Annotated in this window: 12 protein-coding genes; 5 read left to right on the top strand and 7 right to left on the bottom strand. The window is 59.3% G+C overall.

The window, feature by feature from the left end; genetic code table 11:
- The first annotated feature begins 131 nt into the window (after nt 1–131).
- Together tkt and AACQ95_RS09815 are read left to right on the top strand one after the other, a co-directional pair.
- A complete protein-coding gene (gene tkt, locus AACQ95_RS09820) occupies nt 132–2,123 on the top strand; it encodes a transketolase (protein ID WP_241278473.1) in 1,992 nt (663 codons plus the stop codon).
- A gap of 298 nt (nt 2,124–2,421) precedes the next feature.
- Entirely contained in the window at nt 2,422–2,847 is a 426-nt protein-coding gene (locus AACQ95_RS09815; RefSeq protein ID WP_241278472.1) for a GNAT family N-acetyltransferase, read from the top strand.
- 289 nt (nt 2,848–3,136) lie between these two features.
- Here the strand turns inward: AACQ95_RS09815 and AACQ95_RS09810 are convergent, their stop codons facing one another.
- Nucleotides 3,137–4,402 (bottom strand): RidA family protein, encoded by a 1,266-nt coding sequence (locus AACQ95_RS09810; RefSeq protein WP_241278471.1) that lies wholly within the window; start codon nt 4,400–4,402, stop codon nt 3,137–3,139.
- 1,307 nt (nt 4,403–5,709) lie between these two features.
- Here AACQ95_RS09810 and AACQ95_RS09805 point away from each other — a divergent pair.
- Both AACQ95_RS09805 and cfa read left to right on the top strand, forming a co-directional pair.
- Entirely contained in the window at nt 5,710–6,573 is an 864-nt protein-coding gene (locus AACQ95_RS09805; protein ID WP_098983071.1) for a patatin-like phospholipase family protein, read from the top strand.
- Nucleotides 6,574–6,842: 269 nt separating this feature from the next.
- Nucleotides 6,843–7,991 carry a cyclopropane fatty acyl phospholipid synthase gene (gene cfa, locus AACQ95_RS09800; RefSeq protein ID WP_241278470.1) on the top strand — a complete coding sequence of 383 codons (1,149 nt, stop codon included), beginning with the start codon at nt 6,843–6,845 and terminating at the stop codon, nt 7,989–7,991.
- A 98-nt stretch (nt 7,992–8,089) separates the two neighbouring features.
- Here the strand turns inward: cfa and AACQ95_RS09795 are convergent, their stop codons facing one another.
- The gene (locus AACQ95_RS09795; protein WP_241278469.1) at nt 8,090–9,199 is read right to left on the bottom strand and encodes an anhydro-N-acetylmuramic acid kinase; all 1,110 of its coding nucleotides are present in this window, start codon (nt 9,197–9,199) and stop codon (nt 8,090–8,092) included.
- A gap of 150 nt (nt 9,200–9,349) precedes the next feature.
- Nucleotides 9,350–10,672: a peptidoglycan DD-metalloendopeptidase family protein gene (locus AACQ95_RS09790; RefSeq protein ID WP_043135571.1), complete on the bottom strand. Its 1,323-nt coding sequence runs from the start codon at nt 10,670–10,672 to the stop codon at nt 9,350–9,352.
- Nucleotides 10,673–10,782: 110 nt separating this feature from the next.
- Between AACQ95_RS09790 and tyrS the strand changes: the two genes are divergently transcribed.
- The gene (gene tyrS / locus AACQ95_RS09785; protein WP_043135569.1) at nt 10,783–11,982 is read left to right on the top strand and encodes a tyrosine--tRNA ligase; all 1,200 of its coding nucleotides are present in this window, start codon (nt 10,783–10,785) and stop codon (nt 11,980–11,982) included.
- A gap of 73 nt (nt 11,983–12,055) precedes the next feature.
- Here tyrS and ygjK read toward each other — a convergent pair whose 3' ends face one another.
- The 4 genes from ygjK to AACQ95_RS09765 all read right to left on the bottom strand — a co-directional run bounded on the left by ygjK (nt 12,056) and on the right by AACQ95_RS09765 (nt 17,602).
- Nucleotides 12,056–14,536, bottom strand: a complete 2,481-nt coding sequence (gene ygjK / locus AACQ95_RS09780) for an alpha-glucosidase (protein WP_241278468.1) — start codon at nt 14,534–14,536, stop codon at nt 12,056–12,058.
- 184 nt (nt 14,537–14,720) lie between these two features.
- Nucleotides 14,721–15,524, bottom strand: a complete 804-nt coding sequence (locus AACQ95_RS09775; RefSeq protein ID WP_241278467.1) for a helix-turn-helix transcriptional regulator — start codon at nt 15,522–15,524, stop codon at nt 14,721–14,723.
- 11 nt (nt 15,525–15,535) lie between these two features.
- Complete coding sequence (locus tag AACQ95_RS09770) at nt 15,536–16,075, bottom strand: YbhB/YbcL family Raf kinase inhibitor-like protein (protein WP_241278466.1); 540 nt, start codon at nt 16,073–16,075, stop codon at nt 15,536–15,538.
- Nucleotides 16,076–16,345: 270 nt separating this feature from the next.
- Entirely contained in the window at nt 16,346–17,602 is a 1,257-nt protein-coding gene (locus AACQ95_RS09765; protein ID WP_042867442.1) for an adenylosuccinate synthetase, read from the bottom strand.
- Between the last annotated feature and the right edge of the window lie 10 nt (nt 17,603–17,612).

The following is a 17,612-nucleotide window of genomic DNA, read 5'->3' as shown; positions in this document are numbered from 1 at the left end:
CGGCCAGAAAAGCGATTGAGCTCCCAAAGCCACTTTATTCGCCCAGATAATATTTGCACCGCACGCGCCCTGCTGGGACAATAACGCGCCTTAATCTTGGCCATCAAATGAAGCAATCGCAGGAGATACAGATGCCTTCTCGTAAAGAGCTTGCCAATGCCATTCGCGCATTGAGTATGGATGCCGTTCAAAAAGCCAACTCCGGTCACCCGGGCGCCCCCATGGGAATGGCAGATATCGCCGAAGTGTTGTGGCGCAGCCACCTCAAGCATAACCCGAACAACCCCAAGTGGGCCGACCGCGACCGTTTCATTCTGTCTAACGGCCACGGCTCCATGCTGCTGTACTCCCTGCTGCACCTCTCCGGTTATGACCTCTCCATCGACGACCTGAAAAACTTCCGCCAACTGCACTCTCGTACCCCGGGTCACCCCGAGTACGGCTATGCGCCGGGCGTTGAAACCACCACGGGTCCGCTGGGTCAGGGCATCACCAATGCCGTGGGCATGGCGATCGCCGAGAAGGCCATGGCCGAGCAGTTCAACCAGCCGGGTCACGACATCGTTGACCACTACACCTACGCCTTCATGGGCGACGGCTGCCTGATGGAAGGCATCTCCCACGAGGCTTGCTCCCTGGCAGGTACCCTGCAACTGGGCAAACTGATTGCGTTCTGGGATGACAACGGCATCTCCATCGACGGCCACGTTGAAGGCTGGTTCACCGACGACACCGTCAAGCGTTTCGAAGCTTACGGCTGGCACGTGATTGCCGCCGTTGACGGTCACAGCCCGGAAGCCATCAATGCCGCCATCGAAGCCGCCAAGGCCGAGACCGGCAAGCCGACCCTGATCTGCTGCCGCACCATCATAGGCTACGGTTCACCGAACAAGTCCGGCTCCCATGATTGCCACGGCTCACCGCTGGGCAATGACGAGATCGCCGCCGCCCGTGCCTTCCTGAAGTGGGACCACGCGCCCTTCGTCATCCCGTCTGACATCGCCGCCGAGTGGAACGGTCAGGAGAAGGGCACCAAGCTTGAAGCCGACTGGGCTGCCAAGTTTGCCGCCTATGAAGCCGCTCACCCGGCGCTGGCTGCCGAGTTCAAGCGTCGTACCGCAGGCGAGCTGCCAGCCAACTGGGCAAGCGATTCCGCCAAGATCATCGAAACCCTGCAAGCCAACCCGGCCAAGATCGCGACCCGCAAAGCGTCCCAGAACTCTCTGGAAGCCTTCGGCAAGCTGCTGCCCGAGTTCATGGGCGGTTCCGCCGACCTGGCTCCGTCCAACCTGACCATGTGGTCCGGCTCCAAGTCCCTGACCAACGATGATGCGTCCGGCAACTACATCCACTACGGTGTACGCGAGTTCGGCATGTCCGCCATCATGAACGGCATCGCCCTGCACGGTGGTTTCATCCCCTACGGCGCCACCTTCATGATGTTCATGGAGTACGCCCGCAACGCCCTGCGCATGGCCGCCCTGATGAAGCAGCGCGTCATCTTCGTTTACACCCACGACTCCATCGGTCTGGGTGAAGATGGCCCGACTCACCAGCCGGTTGAGCAGATCGCCTCTCTGCGTCTGACCCCGAACATGAGCACCTGGCGCCCATGTGACCAGGTTGAATCCGCGATCGCCTGGAAGCACGCCATCGAGCGTACCGACGGTCCGACTTCCCTGATCTTCTCCCGTCAGAACCTGGCCCAGATGGACCGTACTGCACAGCAACTGGCCGACACCGCCAAGGGTGGTTATGTGCTGAAGGATTGCGCCGGCACCCCGGAACTCATCCTGATCGCCACAGGTTCCGAAGTGGAGCTGGCCGTGGCCGCCTTTGATCAGCTGACTGCCAAGGGCCGTGCCGTGCGCGTGGTCTCCCTGCCTTGTACCGATGTGTTCGACGCTCAATCTGCCGAGTACAAAGAGTCCGTCCTGCCGGCCTCCGTCACCAAGCGTGTGGCCATTGAAGCGGGTATCGCCGACTACTGGTACAAGTACGTGGGCTTCGGCGGCAAGATCATCGGCATGACCACCTTCGGTGAGTCTGCGCCGGCCGAGCTGCTGTTCAAGGAATTCGGCTTTACCGTGGAAAACGTGGTTGCGACCGCAGAGTCCCTGTAACAGCTCCTGTCATTCCTGAACGTTGGGCCAACCTGGCCCAATAGCCGGAACGATAAAACGCCCTCCATCGCAAGATGGAGGGCGTTTTTATTGGGTGATGTGCAGTGTATAGCGCTGACTATTTCAGAGCAGACCATAACCGTTCATCGCCTTCGGGCAACAGGTTTCTTCCATTTATGGCGTCATACGCTCCCTTGCCAGCAAGACTCTCATTTAGCACCAAGCACTGAACTTATGGCATCATAGTCGGTGGAAATGGAAACAGTGGGCTTTCCCATTTTATATAGGCAGTCATACAGTGAATGAATTACATATTGAATATACAGAAAATTTAAGTGAAGCCGCTGATGCAAAAATGACGGAAGGTCATGAAAATTATGAGCGTGAAAATGACATAGAGATAAATTTTAAAAGCTTCTCTTTTACTTTATCTGATGAAAAAGGGGAGGTGTTTGGCGTACTTAGCGCATACACAGCATATTCAGAGATATATGTTGAGGACTTGTGGGTTGATGAGTCTCTTCGTCAAAAAGGGTATGGCAGAAAATTATTGCAAACGCTTGAGGATTACTTTGATGGCAAGGGCTACAACAATATAAATCTCGTCACCAATGAGTTTCAAGCCCCTCTGTTCTACAAAAAATGTGGTTATGATATCGAGTTTGTTCGCGTAAATAAAAGCAACAGCAAGCTTACAAAAACATTTTTTATCAAGTATCTATAAGTGACATCACATGCTGAGCGGTAATTGTGAAATGTGATATGACGGATTGCAGTGATGTTTTATATCAAGGCCTCAGTTTCACTGTATTAAGGTGAGGCTGAGGCCTTGTTTCATATTATTGAGGCTCGGTACCATTTCACACCGCATATCAGCTTGCGAAATGGACTGATGGATACGTTTTCCGGACTGGAAATCCATATAGGGGCAAGTCAGTGGTACTGAAATGGAACAGGACCTTGGCAATGACCTGGTAACAGGTTTCTCGTAAGGTCCTGTATTTCAATATCTATTACGCTTGCGGCGGGGTGCTTTCCGCATTGGAGAGCACGGCATCCATCTGTACCAGGGCACCGGCGGGAAGCTCGCTCACGCCAATCACGGTACGGGCCGGCAGATAGCTCGGGAAGTATTTGGTATAGATGGCGTTGACCGCGTCCAGATCCGCGATGTTTTTGACCTGAATATTGACCTTGACGATATCGTCCATCACGTGGTCGATGCTCTCAACGATGGCCTTGATATGGCTCAGGCACTGGGCGGTCTGCTCTTTGACACAACCGGTCAGGATCTTGCCTGTGGTGATATCCAGCGGCAGCTGAGCGGCCAGATGGTTGTAGTGGGAGAAGGCGACTGTCTGGCAATGGAGCGGGCTGCGTGGCGCCTTGTCGGTATTGCGGGCAGCGATCACCAGATTGTGTCTGTCTTCTACCAGCTGCGGCGGTGTGCCGTCACCGTGGGAGATGACCGCATCCATCTGCACCCTGGCACCCAGCGGCAGGGCAGTGGCGCTGATCACGGAGCGGGCCGGCAGATAGGCGACGGCACGGGCAATGGCGGAGTCCGGGAAGAAGGTGGTGTAGACCTCGTTGACGGCGTCCAGATCGGCGAGGCTGGTCAGGTAGATGTTCACCTTGACGATGTCGTCAAACGGTACATCGATGCTTTCCAGCACGGTTTTGATGTGGCGCAGACACTGACCCGCCTGTTCGCGGATGTCACCGGCGACCAGCTGGCCCGAGGTTGCATCGACCGGCAGTTGCGCGCCTATGTTGTTGTAGTGGGAGAAGGCGACTGTATGGGTCGAGAGCGGGTTGTGCGGTGCCTTGTCGCTGTTGCGGGCCAGCTTCACCAGGGCGCAGGGCGCCTGTGGGAAGGTGCCTTCGCCGTTGGAGATGATGGCGTCGATCTGCACCTGGGCATCCAGCGGCAGGGCGGCCACGGCGAGTGTGGTACGGGTCGGCAGGTAGCCCGGGAAGAATTCGCGATAGACGGCGTCAACCGCTTCCAGGTCCGCCATGTCTTTGAGGAAGATGGTGGCTTTGACCATATCGTCCATCACGTGGCCGATGCTCTCTATGATCGCCTTGAGGTTATTCAGGCACTGTCTGGCCTGTACCTTGACGTCGCCACTCACCATCTTGCCAGTCTTGGGATCGACCGGCAGCTGGGCAGAAATATTGTTGTAATGAGAGAAGGCCACCGTCTGGGTGTAGGGACCCAGATCCTGGGGGGCATTGGTGGTATTTCTTGCAGCCTTGATGATGGTACCACTCATAGATATTCCTCTTTTTAGTATTCGTTGTTAACTCAGGTACAGGTTCGTCCCGTCCGAGTGCGCCAGCGGGTGCATCCCCGGTTATTATGTTTAATCCACTCACTAGCTGAATGGGATAAGAGAGGAAGGGACGGGGTTGATTATTTCAGACGAGGCGATTCTATGAGTGCTAATCAGGGGATGCAAACCGGTGATTGCGTTTCTATGAGATGGCTCAACGCTTGGAAATATAGCTGTTTTGCTATTCAATTCAGGGTGAATACCATTCCTGGGTGGATCAAACAGGTCTGGTATCGCGGGCGAGCCCGTGTGGGCTGGGTTCTTCCCTCCAGTGGGGAGGGGCTGTGCTGTGAATGAGGCGTTAAAAATATTCGCCATCCTGCAGTTAATAGTTTTTATTGTGCATAGATATGTATTTTAAAACCCTTTCAGGGGCTATCAAGCCGACTCGAAATATGCTAGCCGACGACCAGTTTGCCGCCAATAAGATGCCCCTGAAATATGATTCAGTCATTCTGCATGGGGGGCGTATCAGGGAGGCGCCGGGGCGCGATATTGCTCATTGGGTCAGGCATATATTTTCCGGCCCGCTCTCGTTGATAAGCCACGGGGCAAGAGATCCGCTGCCAGTCTCTGGGCGTGCCACCTTGATGACGGGATCTGCCGCCATCGATCGCGTATCGATGGGGGCTGACAACGTCCCTCGCCGGCCAGGCCATCGCCGCATTCTTGCAGAGTCACCTGGATGATATGAGAGCGTCTCGCCGCCAAAGGTAGGGGGGGCAGGACGAAGTCTTGCAGCCTGTGGTGTCAGCCTCTTAGCCTCACCATGGGGAAATCCAGTCACCCTGTCGTCAACTGGTCGCACTACAACAAGTTCTTGAGCAGCGATTGCTCTCCCGGTTTGCCAAGCTCATCAGCGGCGGTTGTTTGAGCTAGACCAGCCGTTGCCGGGGGGATGTTGGCTGTCAGGGGCTACCATAGAGCCCCCCAAAGAGACCTCCTGACCGGGTCTGCCCTGATCCGGGCAGGCCACTGCAGGTGGATGTATTTCGTCAGCCAGGCTGTGGTGAAACAAAACATTCCAAAATGGCATGTTTTTTATTATTTAAATTCATTTTTTGAAGGTTATGGCTCTGCATATACTGGGAGCCGCTTCACGGTCTCAGGTTTGCACCTGCCTGGCCCCCGCCTCGCAGAATGCTTGCCTGATCCGTCCTGCTGCGGCGTCTTGGTGTTCTGCATGAAGGCGTCCATCGCTGGGCAGGATGATTCCCTGCGCCTATTACAGCTGACGGAGCCTTGTCATGTTAAGTTCTCATTCTGCCGCCCTGATTGTCGAGGGAGGTGCGATGCGCGGCATCTTTGCCAGCGGTGTGCTCGATGCCTTTGTTGAAAGCCGTTACTACCCCTTCGATCTGATCATCGGGGTGTCGGCCGGTGCGACCAATCTGGTCTCCTACCTGAGCGAACAGCCGCGCCGCAGCCATCACATCATCACCGAGCTGGCCTGTAGCAGCGATTTTCTCGATCCCATGCGCTTCGTAAAAGGGGGAGACTTGGTGGATATTGGCTGGCTGTGGCGGACCAGTCGTCATCGTTTTCCGCTGGATCTCGAGACCTTCTGCGCCCACCAGATCCCCTTCTATGCGGTCGCGACCGATGTGACGACAGGCGCCGCCGTCTACCTGCAGGTTCGGCCCGATAACATGGACGAGGTGCTCACCGCGACCTGTGCCCTGCCGGTGGTGCAGCACGATACCCCTTGCGTCGATGGCCGCCCCATGGCCGATGGTGGGATCAGCGACTCCATACCTGTGATAGAAGCCTATCGCCGTGGTGTGCGCCGGATGACGGTGGTGTTATCTGAACCCCATGGCTATCGCAAGAAGCCCCCCCGCTTCTGCTGGATGTTGAAAGCGCTGCTGAAAACCCAGCCTGCACTGGTACAAGCCTTGCTGGAGCGGGATCGTTCCTACAACAGTGCCCTCGACTTCATCGCCAATCCTCCCGCCGATTGCGAGATCGAGGTGATAGCGCCGCCGGCCGATTTTCGGGTCTCCCGTTTTACTCAGGATCTCTCCAAGCTGGAGTCCGGGTATCTGCAGGGTTACTGGCTCGGTCGCCAGAGCCTGCTGCGGGCTGCCGACGAGGCGAGAGAGGTGGCCTGAGCCTGACCGGTGAGGCTGTGCTGCCGGTTTGTCCGAGCCAGAATAATAACACCCTGTTGTTTGACGCCTCGCCTCTTCGTTATATATCCCTACCAGACCGGGGTGTGCATGAATTGACTTCATAAGCTTGGATGAATGATATACCAGATGTTTTTTAATTATCTCTGCATTGAGAATATCTGCATTTTTCAACTTTTTACCAAGCCCACCCGTTGCGATTGTCTTAATGTCATGGTCAGTCGCATAAAAATAAAAGCAGGAATATTGTAATGGCAACAAAAGTGTTGAGTCTGAATGTGCATAAAAACCATTATTATAAAATTGTCGAAGAACTGCTCTTATATTCTGGGATCACGATTAATGGTCCCCATCCCTATGATATTCATGTACATAATCCCCTCTTCTTTCAGCGGGTCATTAAAGAGGGATCACTAGGATTGGGCGAGAGTTATATGGATGGGTGGTGGGAGTGCCCACGCCTCGACATATTGTTCAGTCGCTTGCTTGCCACCGGGGTGGAGGAGCGCATGCCGCGCCACTTTGCCGATATTCTCTATGTGCTGTCGAGCCGTCTCATCAACAAGCAGAGTCGTAAGCGGGCATGGCAGGTAGGCAGGGAGCACTACGATCTGGGTAACGATCTGTTCGAGCTTATGTTGGATCCCTACATGCAGTACTCCTGTGGCTACTGGGCTAATGCCAGCGAGTTGGAGCAGGCGCAGAACGACAAGTTGCATCTGATATGCGAGAAGCTGCAACTGCAGAAAAATATGCGGCTGCTGGATATTGGCTGTGGCTGGGGAGGATTAGCCCGTTTTGCCGCAGAGCATTATGGTGTTTCTGTCGTCGGACTGACCATATCGGCGGAGCAGCAGGCACTGGCGCAGAAAAATTGTGCCGGTTTGCCCGTGGATATTCGCTTGCAAGATTATCGCGATCTTGATGAGCAATTTGATCGAATCGTCTCGGTTGGGATGTTTGAGCACGTTGGGCCGAAAAACTATGCCACCTACTTTGATGTGGTGGCAAAGAGTCTGGTTGATGATGGATTATTTTTGTTGCACAGCATAGGTTCCAATAAAAGCGATCTTGATGTGGATCCTTGGATCGATAAATACATATTCCCAAACGGTTGCCTGCCCTCGGTACTTCAGATTTCACTGAGCAGTGAAAAGCATTTTGTCATGGAGGATTGGCATAACTTCGGTGCGGATTATGATCGAACGCTGATGGCCTGGTTAGCCCGTTTCAATGCCAATTGGAAAAAATTGAAGGCAAATTACGATGAGCAATTCTACAGGATGTTCACCTATTATCTGGGCGCCTGTGCCGGGGCATTTCGTGCCCGGAATATCCAGCTCTGGCAGGTGCTCTTCAGCCCGAAAGGGGTGGCCGGCGGGATCCGGGTGCCTCGATAGCGGCATGCCGGCATCCGTTCAAGGGGAGCCTGTCTGATCCTGCCATTGTGCACTCAATGGCGTCGTTGATAGGTAAAGGTGGTGATCCCGGTTGGTGCTCAGGCGGGATAGAGGGCGCCCAGGACGGCAAGACGGCTGGCACCGGTAACGGCGGGCAGGTTGCCCGGTTGGCGGTGGATAAAGCGCTGTGCCAGCCAGGCAAACGCCGCGCCCTCCATCCAGTCGGGGGCGATCCCCAGCTCGGCCGTGTTGGCGATGCGCCAGCCGGGCAGCAGGCTGGCCAGCTCCGCCAGCAGCGGGGCGTTATGGGCGCCGCCGCCGCAGACATACAGCTCGGGCCGGCTCTGCGCATCATCCAGTGCGGGCAGCTGGCGGGCTATGCTGTGGCAGGTGAGCGCCTGCAGGGTGCGCTGCACATCCGCCGGGGCATGGGCGTGGCCGGCCAGCTCGCCATCGAGCCAGTCGAGGGTGAACATCTCCCGCCCCGTGCTCTTGGGGTGGGGGGTGGCAAAGTAGGGGTGAGCCAGCAGTTGCTCCAGCAGTGCAGGGACAAGCCTGCCGCTGGCCGCCCACTGGCCGCCGGCATCGTAGCCGGCTCCCTTGGGGTGATGACGGCGATACCAGCCATCAAGCAGGGTGTTGGCCGGGCCGGTATCGAAGCCATAGACGCCGTCGGCCTGGCCCGGCAGCACAGAGATATTGGCGATGCCGCCGAGGTTGAGCACCACCCGCAGGGCGCCGGGGCGGGCAAAGAAAGCCTGATGGAAGGCGGGTACCAGCGGTGCCCCCTGGCCGCCGAGGGCCATGTCCATGGTGCGAAAATCGGCCACCACATCGATGCCGGTCAGCGCCGCCAGCAGGGCCGCGTTGCCGATCTGCAGGGTAAAGCCGAGCTGGGGGCGGTGACGTATGGTCTGGCCGTGGCTACCGATGGCGCGAATATCGGCAGGCGTGAGGTCGGCCTTGGCCAGCAGGGCGTGGGTGGCGGCGGCAAATTCCCGCGCCACCAGGTTATCCGCCACACCCATACGATCTATCTCGTTGTCGCCCGGGGTGCAGAGGGCGTGCAGCTCGCGGGCGGTGTCGCTCGGCCAAGTGTGGCAAAGGGCCGCCTCGACCCGCAACTGATCTCCGTCCGTTTCGATCAGCACGGCGTCGATACCGTCCATGCTGGTGCCGGACATCAAGCCTATATAGCGTTCGGTCATGGGGCTTCCTTACTTGCAGGCCGGGAAAAGTACTTGAGAGAGGGCGCGGCCTCTATCCCGTACCGTATTCTGGCGCCCGACACCCATCCGATATAGCGTTCGCTCATGACTGCTCCTTGTGGGTCGAGGTCTCTGGCCCGCAACGGCGGCTCAGTTACCGCCGTTGGTCCGCTTGTTCTGGGCCAGCTGCAGCTCAGGTTTGTCAAGCTGGTCGAGTTTGGCCAGTTGCGGCATCGCCAGCAGTTTGAAGTTGGCCAGCTCCCGTCCGCTGAGCGTCTCGGCCTGGGGCAGATTGAGGGTGCGCGGGTTCTTGTGCACGCCGCCCACCACGAATTCATAGTGCAGGTGCGGGCCCGTGACGCGCCCGGTGCCGCCCAGCTTGCCTATGGTCTGGCCCTGCTTGACCCGCTGGCCCTTGTTGACGGTGCGCTGGGAGAGGTGCAGGTACTTGGTCACATAGTTGCCGGCGTGCTTGATGAAGACGTAGTTGCCGTTGAACTGGTTGTAACCGGCCGCCACCACGCTGCCGGAACCCGCAGCCATGATGGGGGTGCCCACAGGCGCCACGTAGTCGATGCCGTTGTGGGGACGGATCTTGCCGGTGACCGGGTGCAGGCGGCGCGGATTGAAGTTGGAGCTGATGTATTTGAAGTTGACCGGCGCGCGCAGGAAGCTCTTGCGCATCGCCTTGCCCTCCGGCGTGTAGTAGTTGCCATCTTCGTTCAGCACGGCGCGATAGGTGGCGCCCTGGTTGACGAACTCGGCGGCCAGGATGTCGCCGGAGGCCACCCGCTCGTCATCCTGATACTTCTCCTGATAGACCACCCGAAAGCTGTCCCCGGGTTGCAGGTCCTGGGCGAAGTCGATGTCCCAGCCGAAGATGGCGGCGAGATCCATGATCTGATCCTCTGTCATGCCCGCCTCGGCGGCGGCGCCCCAGAAGCTGGAGCGGATCTCCCCTTTGGCCACCTGCTCGCGGGTATCGAGTTCCAGCTTGACCGGTCTGGCCACGAAGCTGTCGGCCTTGCGGCTCACTTTCAGCGCCTGTTCCAGGCTGTGGGGATAATAGAGGCTGTGCAGATCGCCATTTTTGGTGAGCTTGAAGGTGAGCTCCTGGCCGGGCTTGAGCAGGCGCAGGGTATCCGTGCCCTCGAGCTGATCGATCAGGTGCAGATCCGTGGTGCTGAGGCCAAGGCGCTGGAAGATGACCCCCATGTTGTCGCCGCTGCGTACCTTCACCTGTTTGGTGATGTAGCTAGGCTTGGGCGGGGTGACGGGCAGCTCGGCCTGGGCCAGCAGCTCGTCCTCGTCGGCTTGCGGCTCGGCGGCAAGCTCGTTGCCGTTGTCATCGACCCGAGTGGCGACCGCCTGTTCGCTTGGCCAGGCCGCCAGCATCATCACCATGATGCTCAGGATCAGCACCATCTTGCGGTGCCAGGTGGGGAGAGAGTTGAAGGCGTTCCAAATAACCATGCGAAGCTGACGAAGTCGGGCAGAATGGGCGGATTTTACAGCCTTTCCAATTGGCCCGCCATTCCAGTAATATGTTTGGCCCTGTGGAATCGTGATTGGAGAGTCAAAAAATGTCCCAGCTCGAGGTGGCGCTAGCCGAGATCAAGCGCGGAGCGGAAGAAATTCTGGTGGAAGAAGAACTTGTCGCCAAGTTGAAGGAAGGGCGCCCGCTGCGCATCAAGTTGGGGATGGATCCGACGGCTCCCGACATTCACCTGGGTCATACCGTGATCCTCAACAAGCTGAAGACCTTCCAGGATCTGGGCCACGAGATCATCCTGCTGATCGGCGACTTCACCGCCATGGTGGGTGATCCCTCCGGCAAGAACAGCACCCGTCCGCCGCTCTCCGAAGAGGCCATCAAGCACAACGCCCTCACCTATGCCGAGCAGGCGTTCAAGATCCTCGATCCCGCCAAGACCCGCATCGAGTACAACTCCAGCTGGCTGGGCGAGCTGGGCGCGACCGGCATGATCAAGCTGGCGGCCAAGCAGACAGTGGCCCGCATGATGGAGCGCGACGACTTCAAGAAGCGCTACACCGGCGGCCAATCCATCGCGATTCACGAATTCCTCTATCCGCTGCTGCAAGGCTATGACTCGGTCGCGCTGAAGGCGGACGTCGAGCTGGGCGGTACCGATCAGAAGTTCAACCTGCTGATGGGCCGCGAGCTGCAAAAAGATGCCGGCATGGCCGCCCAGTGCGTGCTGATGATGCCGCTCTTGGTCGGTCTGGACGGCGTCAAGAAGATGTCCAAGTCCGCCGCCAACTACATAGGCGTGCACGACGCCCCGGGCGAGATGTTCGGCAAGATCATGTCCATCACAGATGACCTGATGTGGAACTACTACGAGCTGCTCTCCTCTCGCCCGCTTTCCGACATCGAAGGCTTCAAGGCGGGCATTGCCGCGAATACCCTGAACCCGCGCGATGTTAAGATCTGGCTGGCCAAAGAGATCATCACCCGCTACCACGATGAAGCGGCAGCCGAAGCGGCTCACGAAGATTTCACCCAGCGTTTCTCCAAGAACGCCATCCCGGACGAGATGCCGGAAGTCGAGCTGGCACTGGAAGGCGAAGGTCTGCCGATCGCCAACCTGCTCAAGGATGCCGATCTGGTGGCCACCACCTCAGAGGCGCTGCGCATGATCAAGCAGGGCGCGGTCAAGGTTGACGGCGACAAGCTGGACGATGGCAAGGCACTCATAGGTGCCGGTACCGCCGTCTATCAGGTCGGCAAGCGCAAGTTTGCCCGGGTGACGGTCAAGTAAGCCAAACCTTCCTGCTAAAAAAGGCCTCCATATGGAGGCCTTTTTGTTGGCTAATTCCCGCTGGAAGAAGGGATTAGTCCTCTGTTTTAAGAAAGTTGCGATAGAGCATATAGAGGTGGGCCGAGCTCCAGCTGAAGTTGCTGGCCCCCTGCATGGCGCCTGTCTCCGGGTTGTAGTTTTCGCGGATGGGGCCGCTGCCCGCCAGCCCCTCGGCGTTGGCAAACAGCTTGTTGACCAGCAGCTGGGCATCGCTGCGATAGCCGTAGTTCTCCAAGCCCTTCACCCCGAAGTAGAACTGATCCAGCCAAACCCGGCCGCGCCAGTAAATGTTCGGGTCATAGGCCGGGTTGGTCAGTGCCGCCGTGCCGAGCGGCACCTTGGTGTTGAACTCCTGGCTGCTCAGCATCACCTCGCGCACCCGCGCGGCCTTCTCCTTGTCCGCCACCTCGGCCCAGAGCGGGCTCCAGCCTTCCGGGCCACGGCCACGGGCGGTCAGCAGCTTGCCGACGCAGCCGTTGGCGTCCGTGACATCTCCTTGATGGATCTGGCGGTCGTAATAGAAGCCGGAGGCCTCATCGAACAAACAGGTATTGATGTAACCGGCGAGCTGGGTAGCGCCCTCGCGGTAGCGGATCCCTTCGTCCGGTTTGCCGAGCAGATCTGCCATGTCCGCCAGGATGCGCTTCTCCTTGGCGAGGAAGGCGTTCAGCTCCACCGACTCCTGATCGATGGAGAAGCCGATGAGGCTACCGTCATCTTCGTGGTTCTCGAAGAAGGCGACGTTCCAGTCCTGGCGCGCCTTGGCTAGATCTCCTGCGTAGGTCTTGTCGGCGTAGCGCTGCAGCTGATCCGGCTCGATGAAGCCGAAGCGGGCGGCGTTGTCCATGCCGGACTCCCAGCCGGCGCCGTGCTGGGCGCCTATGTCCATGTCGGCGTAGCCGCCGACGCTCAGCACCTGCTGATAGGGCGCCATGCCGGCGCAGCCATACCAGCCGTCCCCCTCGTTGGTGCAGCTCGTGAGATCCAGCCCGGCGGGCACGCCACTGGCGTACTGCACCTTGAAGGTGATATTGCCGAATTCGTCGTTGTGCTCGACGTGCTTGGTGGCGCCGTATTCGATGATGCCGTTGCGGTTGTTGTCCCGCGCTCTGTACCACCAGTCGTGGTAGGCCTGGATCTTCGGATACATCTCGGCGATGAAGGCCTTGTCCTTGGTCGCGCCGTAGATCTCCCAGATGGCCCAGGCGGAGAGCGGCGGCTTGGTGTCCCGCTCGTTCCAGTTGCCGCCATCGCCGCCGCGATCGGAGAGCTTGTTGTAGAAGACGGCGTCGATCACCATGCCGGCATCCTGCGGGCGTAACGGGTCATCGGGCTGGATCTGGTAGTCATACATGGCGCGCACGTTGTTCTTGGCTACCTCGGGGTTGAAGTGAGCCATGGCGTAGGCGTGCTTCCAGCTGTCCCAGGCCCAGACGCCGTCGAACCAGCGGGCGGTGTTGGAGGGGGTGACCCCGTCGTGCAGTATGGCGCCGGCTGGTGAGCGCCAGTTACCGTTGAGGGTCTCCATCGCCTTGACCGCGATGCGTCGCTCGGCTTCCGGGATCCCTTGGTTGGAGAGGCCGCGCTCGAGATAGCCTTCCCAGCGGCGGATGGAGTCGTCGAAATAGCTGGCAGGCTTGGCCAGCAGGGCGTTGTGGCTCTGCTGGAAGCGGCTGGCATCATCGCTGCTGTGAACGTAGCTCTGCAGGGTGTAGATATCCTCGCTCCCCTTGGCGGCCAGGATGAGGCTGGCCTCGCTCGCATAGCCAAGCCCCTTCTCGTCCAGGGTGGTGCGGCTGGGCAGGGTGCGGTCGATGCGATAGCGGGCGCTGCCGCTCTGCATCATGTTCCAGGTGCTGCGCAGCTCGCCGAACTGGAACTCTATGCCTTGCTCGCTCTGGCTGATGGTGCGGGTCCAATCCGGGTACTGCTCGGCCACCGTCTTGTTGGCATCCCACTGCTGGAGCAGCTCACCCTGCCAAGTCAGGTTGAGGGTCAGCGGCGCGTCCTGATTGTTGATGAGTCGGGTTCGGATCAGCGCCGTGCGGGCATCGCCGTAGCGCAGTTCCAGCTCCAGGGTGAAGGGCGCGAACTCGAATCGCTGAATGAGCGCCCCCGGGATGGCGTAGATCTCGTGCTTGCTGGCGGCGGTGAGTGGATAGGCGCGGCCGCTCTCGTCGCTCAGGCTGAGCCGGTCCAGCTCGCTTGCAAAGAAGAGGCTGTACTCCTCGGCGATCACCATGGGGCCGGTGAAACCACCCCATTCGCTGTCGCTGGCGGGCAGCAGGAAGCCGTGCCAGGCCCCCAGATCGAGCAGCGGGTTGTATTTGAGGTTGGAGTAGCTGTCAAAATCTCGGAACTGGAGCGGGGTGCCGCTGCGATCTATCACGTTCTGGTACTGGCTCGCCAGGGTCGCACTGGGCGGAGTCGGGGCGCTGGAGTCATTGTCGTTGCAGGCGGTGAGGCCAAACAGGGCGACGCTCAGGGTGATGGAAAGTAAACTTTTACGAAACATGTCTCGCTCCAATTACGATTTTGTAGGTTAAGGAAGGTGCTTTTTTAGCGTTTATTTTAGTGAAGTCGTTTGCAAGAGACATTGTAGGGAAATGCTGCGGGCCATATTGGCGCTTCGTCACACTGTGGAGCGAGGGGATGTGAGCCGGATCTCCGGGTTACACGAGGTTACATTGCAGGGTGTTTTAGTAACTATTTACTTGGCGTTGAGTGTCCATTGAGGGACAGGTACGCAGATATTGGTGGGGAGTCAGACCGAACTCCTGCTTGAAACGGGCGGCAAAGCGGCTGGGAGAGTCATAACCGCAGGCGAGGGCCACCTCCAGCGGAGTGAGGGCCTGTTGCAGCAGGGTGAGGGCGTGGCTCATGCGCACCTGGGCCAGCAGCTGGCGAAAGCTGCGCCCCTCGGCGGCCAGCTTGCGCACCAGGGAGGCGCGGCTCATGGCGAAGTGGGGGGCTATGGTCTCCAGCCTGTGGTCGGCGCCGGGCTCCACCCCGAGGTAGCGGGCCAGCCGCTCCCCGAGCGTCATTGTGCTGGCGGGAAACAGCAGGTCGAGACCGCCGGCGGCCTGCAGCTCGGCATAGAAGCCGTGCAGCAGCTGGGTCTGGGTGGCCTGGCTCAGCGTGCGGCTGGCCATGGAGCAGACCAGCTCGAAGCAGAACGCCAGCGCCGGACTTATCTCAAGGCGCGGTTCCCTGAGCCGGGTGCCCGGGGCGTCAGTCAGCCACTCGGTAGGGGGCGGGGCCAGCAGGGTCAGGGCATGGGATCTGAACTTGCCCTGTTCGGGCTGGTTGACGAAGGTGAGCTGGTGGCCTGCCGGGATCAGCAGCCAGCTCCCCTTGTCAAACGACAGGCGCCTGTCCTGCCACCACAGCTGCTTGTGGCCCTGTTGTACCCAGATGATGGTCGGCGCATAGATGAGCACCCTGTGCAGCGGCTGCTGACGGATCCCGAGATAGTGATGCAGTTGCAGCAAGGGGGCGCTCATCCGGCGGGCTCCTAGGGGGTGACGAAGGTGGCGGTCAGGGTGGCCTTGCCCAGCGCCATGGCATTGAGCATGTAGCCTACCATGGCGGGCGGGGTATCTGCCTTGACCTCGAGTTTGGCTTCGGGCAGAGCCCAGGCGGTGAACTGGTAGCGGTGCATGCCGTGACCGGCGGGCGGGCAGGGGCCGCCGTAGCCCTGGCTGCCGAAGTCGGTTCTCAGCTCAAGGCCCTGTTTGAGTTTGCCGGAGACGTTGCTGGCAAGTGAACTCTGGTTGGCCGGCAGGTTCACCACCAGCCAGTGCCACCAGCCGCTGCCGGTGGGGGCGTCGGGATCATAGGCGGTGATGGCGACGCTCTTGGTGCCGGCCGGCAGATCCTGCCAGCTCAGCTGGGGCGAGCGGTTCTCCCCCTTGCAGCCGAAGCCGTTGAAGCTGAACGCCTTGTCCATCAGCTGGCCTTCCTGAATGTCAGCGCTCTTCAAGGTCATGGCAGAGGCGGGCAGGGCCGCCAGGCACAGCAGGGAGAGCAGGGTGGAACGCAGGGGTAATTTCATTGTGGTGCTCCTTTATGGATGACGGGATCCCGCCGAGAGGATCCTGATGACGGGATCAGTCTAGCGAAGCGGGGCGATTCGGGTGCAACCCAAAGGCTCAATATCGAGTTGTCGGTGGCTGATTGTGAGCCGAACTGCATCTGGGTGGGAAAAGAGTGGGATGGCGAGGTGAGATGGCAAGGAAGTGGGCGGCTTGTGGTGCGGCGGCCATAAAAAAAACCGGCCTCATGGAGGCCGGTTTTGACATCTTGCTGGCAGCAGCGAGGCGGCTTAGCGCAGTATCATCTGCTCGCGGCCCGGGCCGACGGAGACCATGGGAACCGGCACACCCAGCAGGGCTTCGATGCGCAGCACGTAGTGCTGGGCAGCCTTGGGCAAGTCTTCGAACTTGCGGATGTGGGAGATGTCTTCGCTCCAGGCTTCCATGGACTCGTACACCGGCTTCAGACCGGCGGTCTGCGGCCAGATCGGGTTCTCGGTGTTGGCGCCTTCGTAGGCCACGCAGATCTTCAGATCCGGCATGCCGGAGAGGCAGTCCAGCTTGGTCAGGGCGATCTCGTTGGCGGCCTGGATCTCCAGACCCTGCTTGGTGGCAACGGCGTCGAAGTAGCCGATGTCACGGGGACGGCCTGTGGTGGCACCGAACTCGTTGGCGAACTTGCGGAACTCTTCCTGGTTCTCCATGGCGGTGATCAGGGTGCCGGTACCGACAGAGGTACTGAACGCCTTGGCCACGGCAATCACGCGCTCGGGGCGCAGGGCCGGCAGGCCGCCACCGATACCGGCGTAGGCGCCGGAAACGTGGGAAGAGGTCACCCAGGGGTACTCACCGTAGATGAGGTCACGGCCGGCGCCCAGCTGGGCTTCGAACAGCAGGGTGCCGTTCTGGGCCTGAATGGCCTTGAGCGGCTCGCTGACGTTGCAGACTGCGTCGATCCAGGGGGCGGAGACTTCCAGCAGCCAGTCGGCCATTTCCTGGGCGGTCTGGCTGAACTCGAAGCTCGGGTAGAGGGCTTTGAGCTGCGGCAGTTTCCAGTCGAGGAAGAACTGGATGCGCTCGACCAGCACGTCCGGCTGTTTCAGCCAGCCGACCAGGATCGCTTTTTTCATGACCCGATCACCGTAAGCCGGGGCTATGCCCTGACGGGTGGAGCCATAGGCGCCATCACCCAGACGGACTTCTTCCAGGGTATCTTCCAGCGCATGGATCGGCAGGCAGAAGGTGGCGCGATCTGAGATGGCCAGTTTCGGGGTCACGCCGGCGGCTTTCACTTCAGCCAGCTCGCGGGTCAGCGGCTCCGGGCTGATAACCATGCCAGGGCCGAGGACAACCAGGCACTCCGGGTTGAATACGCCGCTCGGCAACTGGTGCAGCTTGAAGGTGCCCAGGTCGTTGACGACGGTGTGGCCGGCGTTGTTGCCGCCCTGAAAACGGATGCTGGCGGCGGATTGACCTGCCAGATAATCGACGATGCGGCCTTTGCCTTCATCACCCCAGTTAGCACCTACGACTACGATAGACGACATGACTCTTTCT

The sequence above is a fragment of the Aeromonas sp. MR19 genome, assembly GCF_963899305.1.
Lineage (GTDB): Bacteria > Pseudomonadota > Gammaproteobacteria > Enterobacterales > Aeromonadaceae > Aeromonas > Aeromonas bestiarum.
Note: the sequence above shows the minus strand (reverse complement) of the source record. Positions and strands in the feature narration are given on the sequence as shown.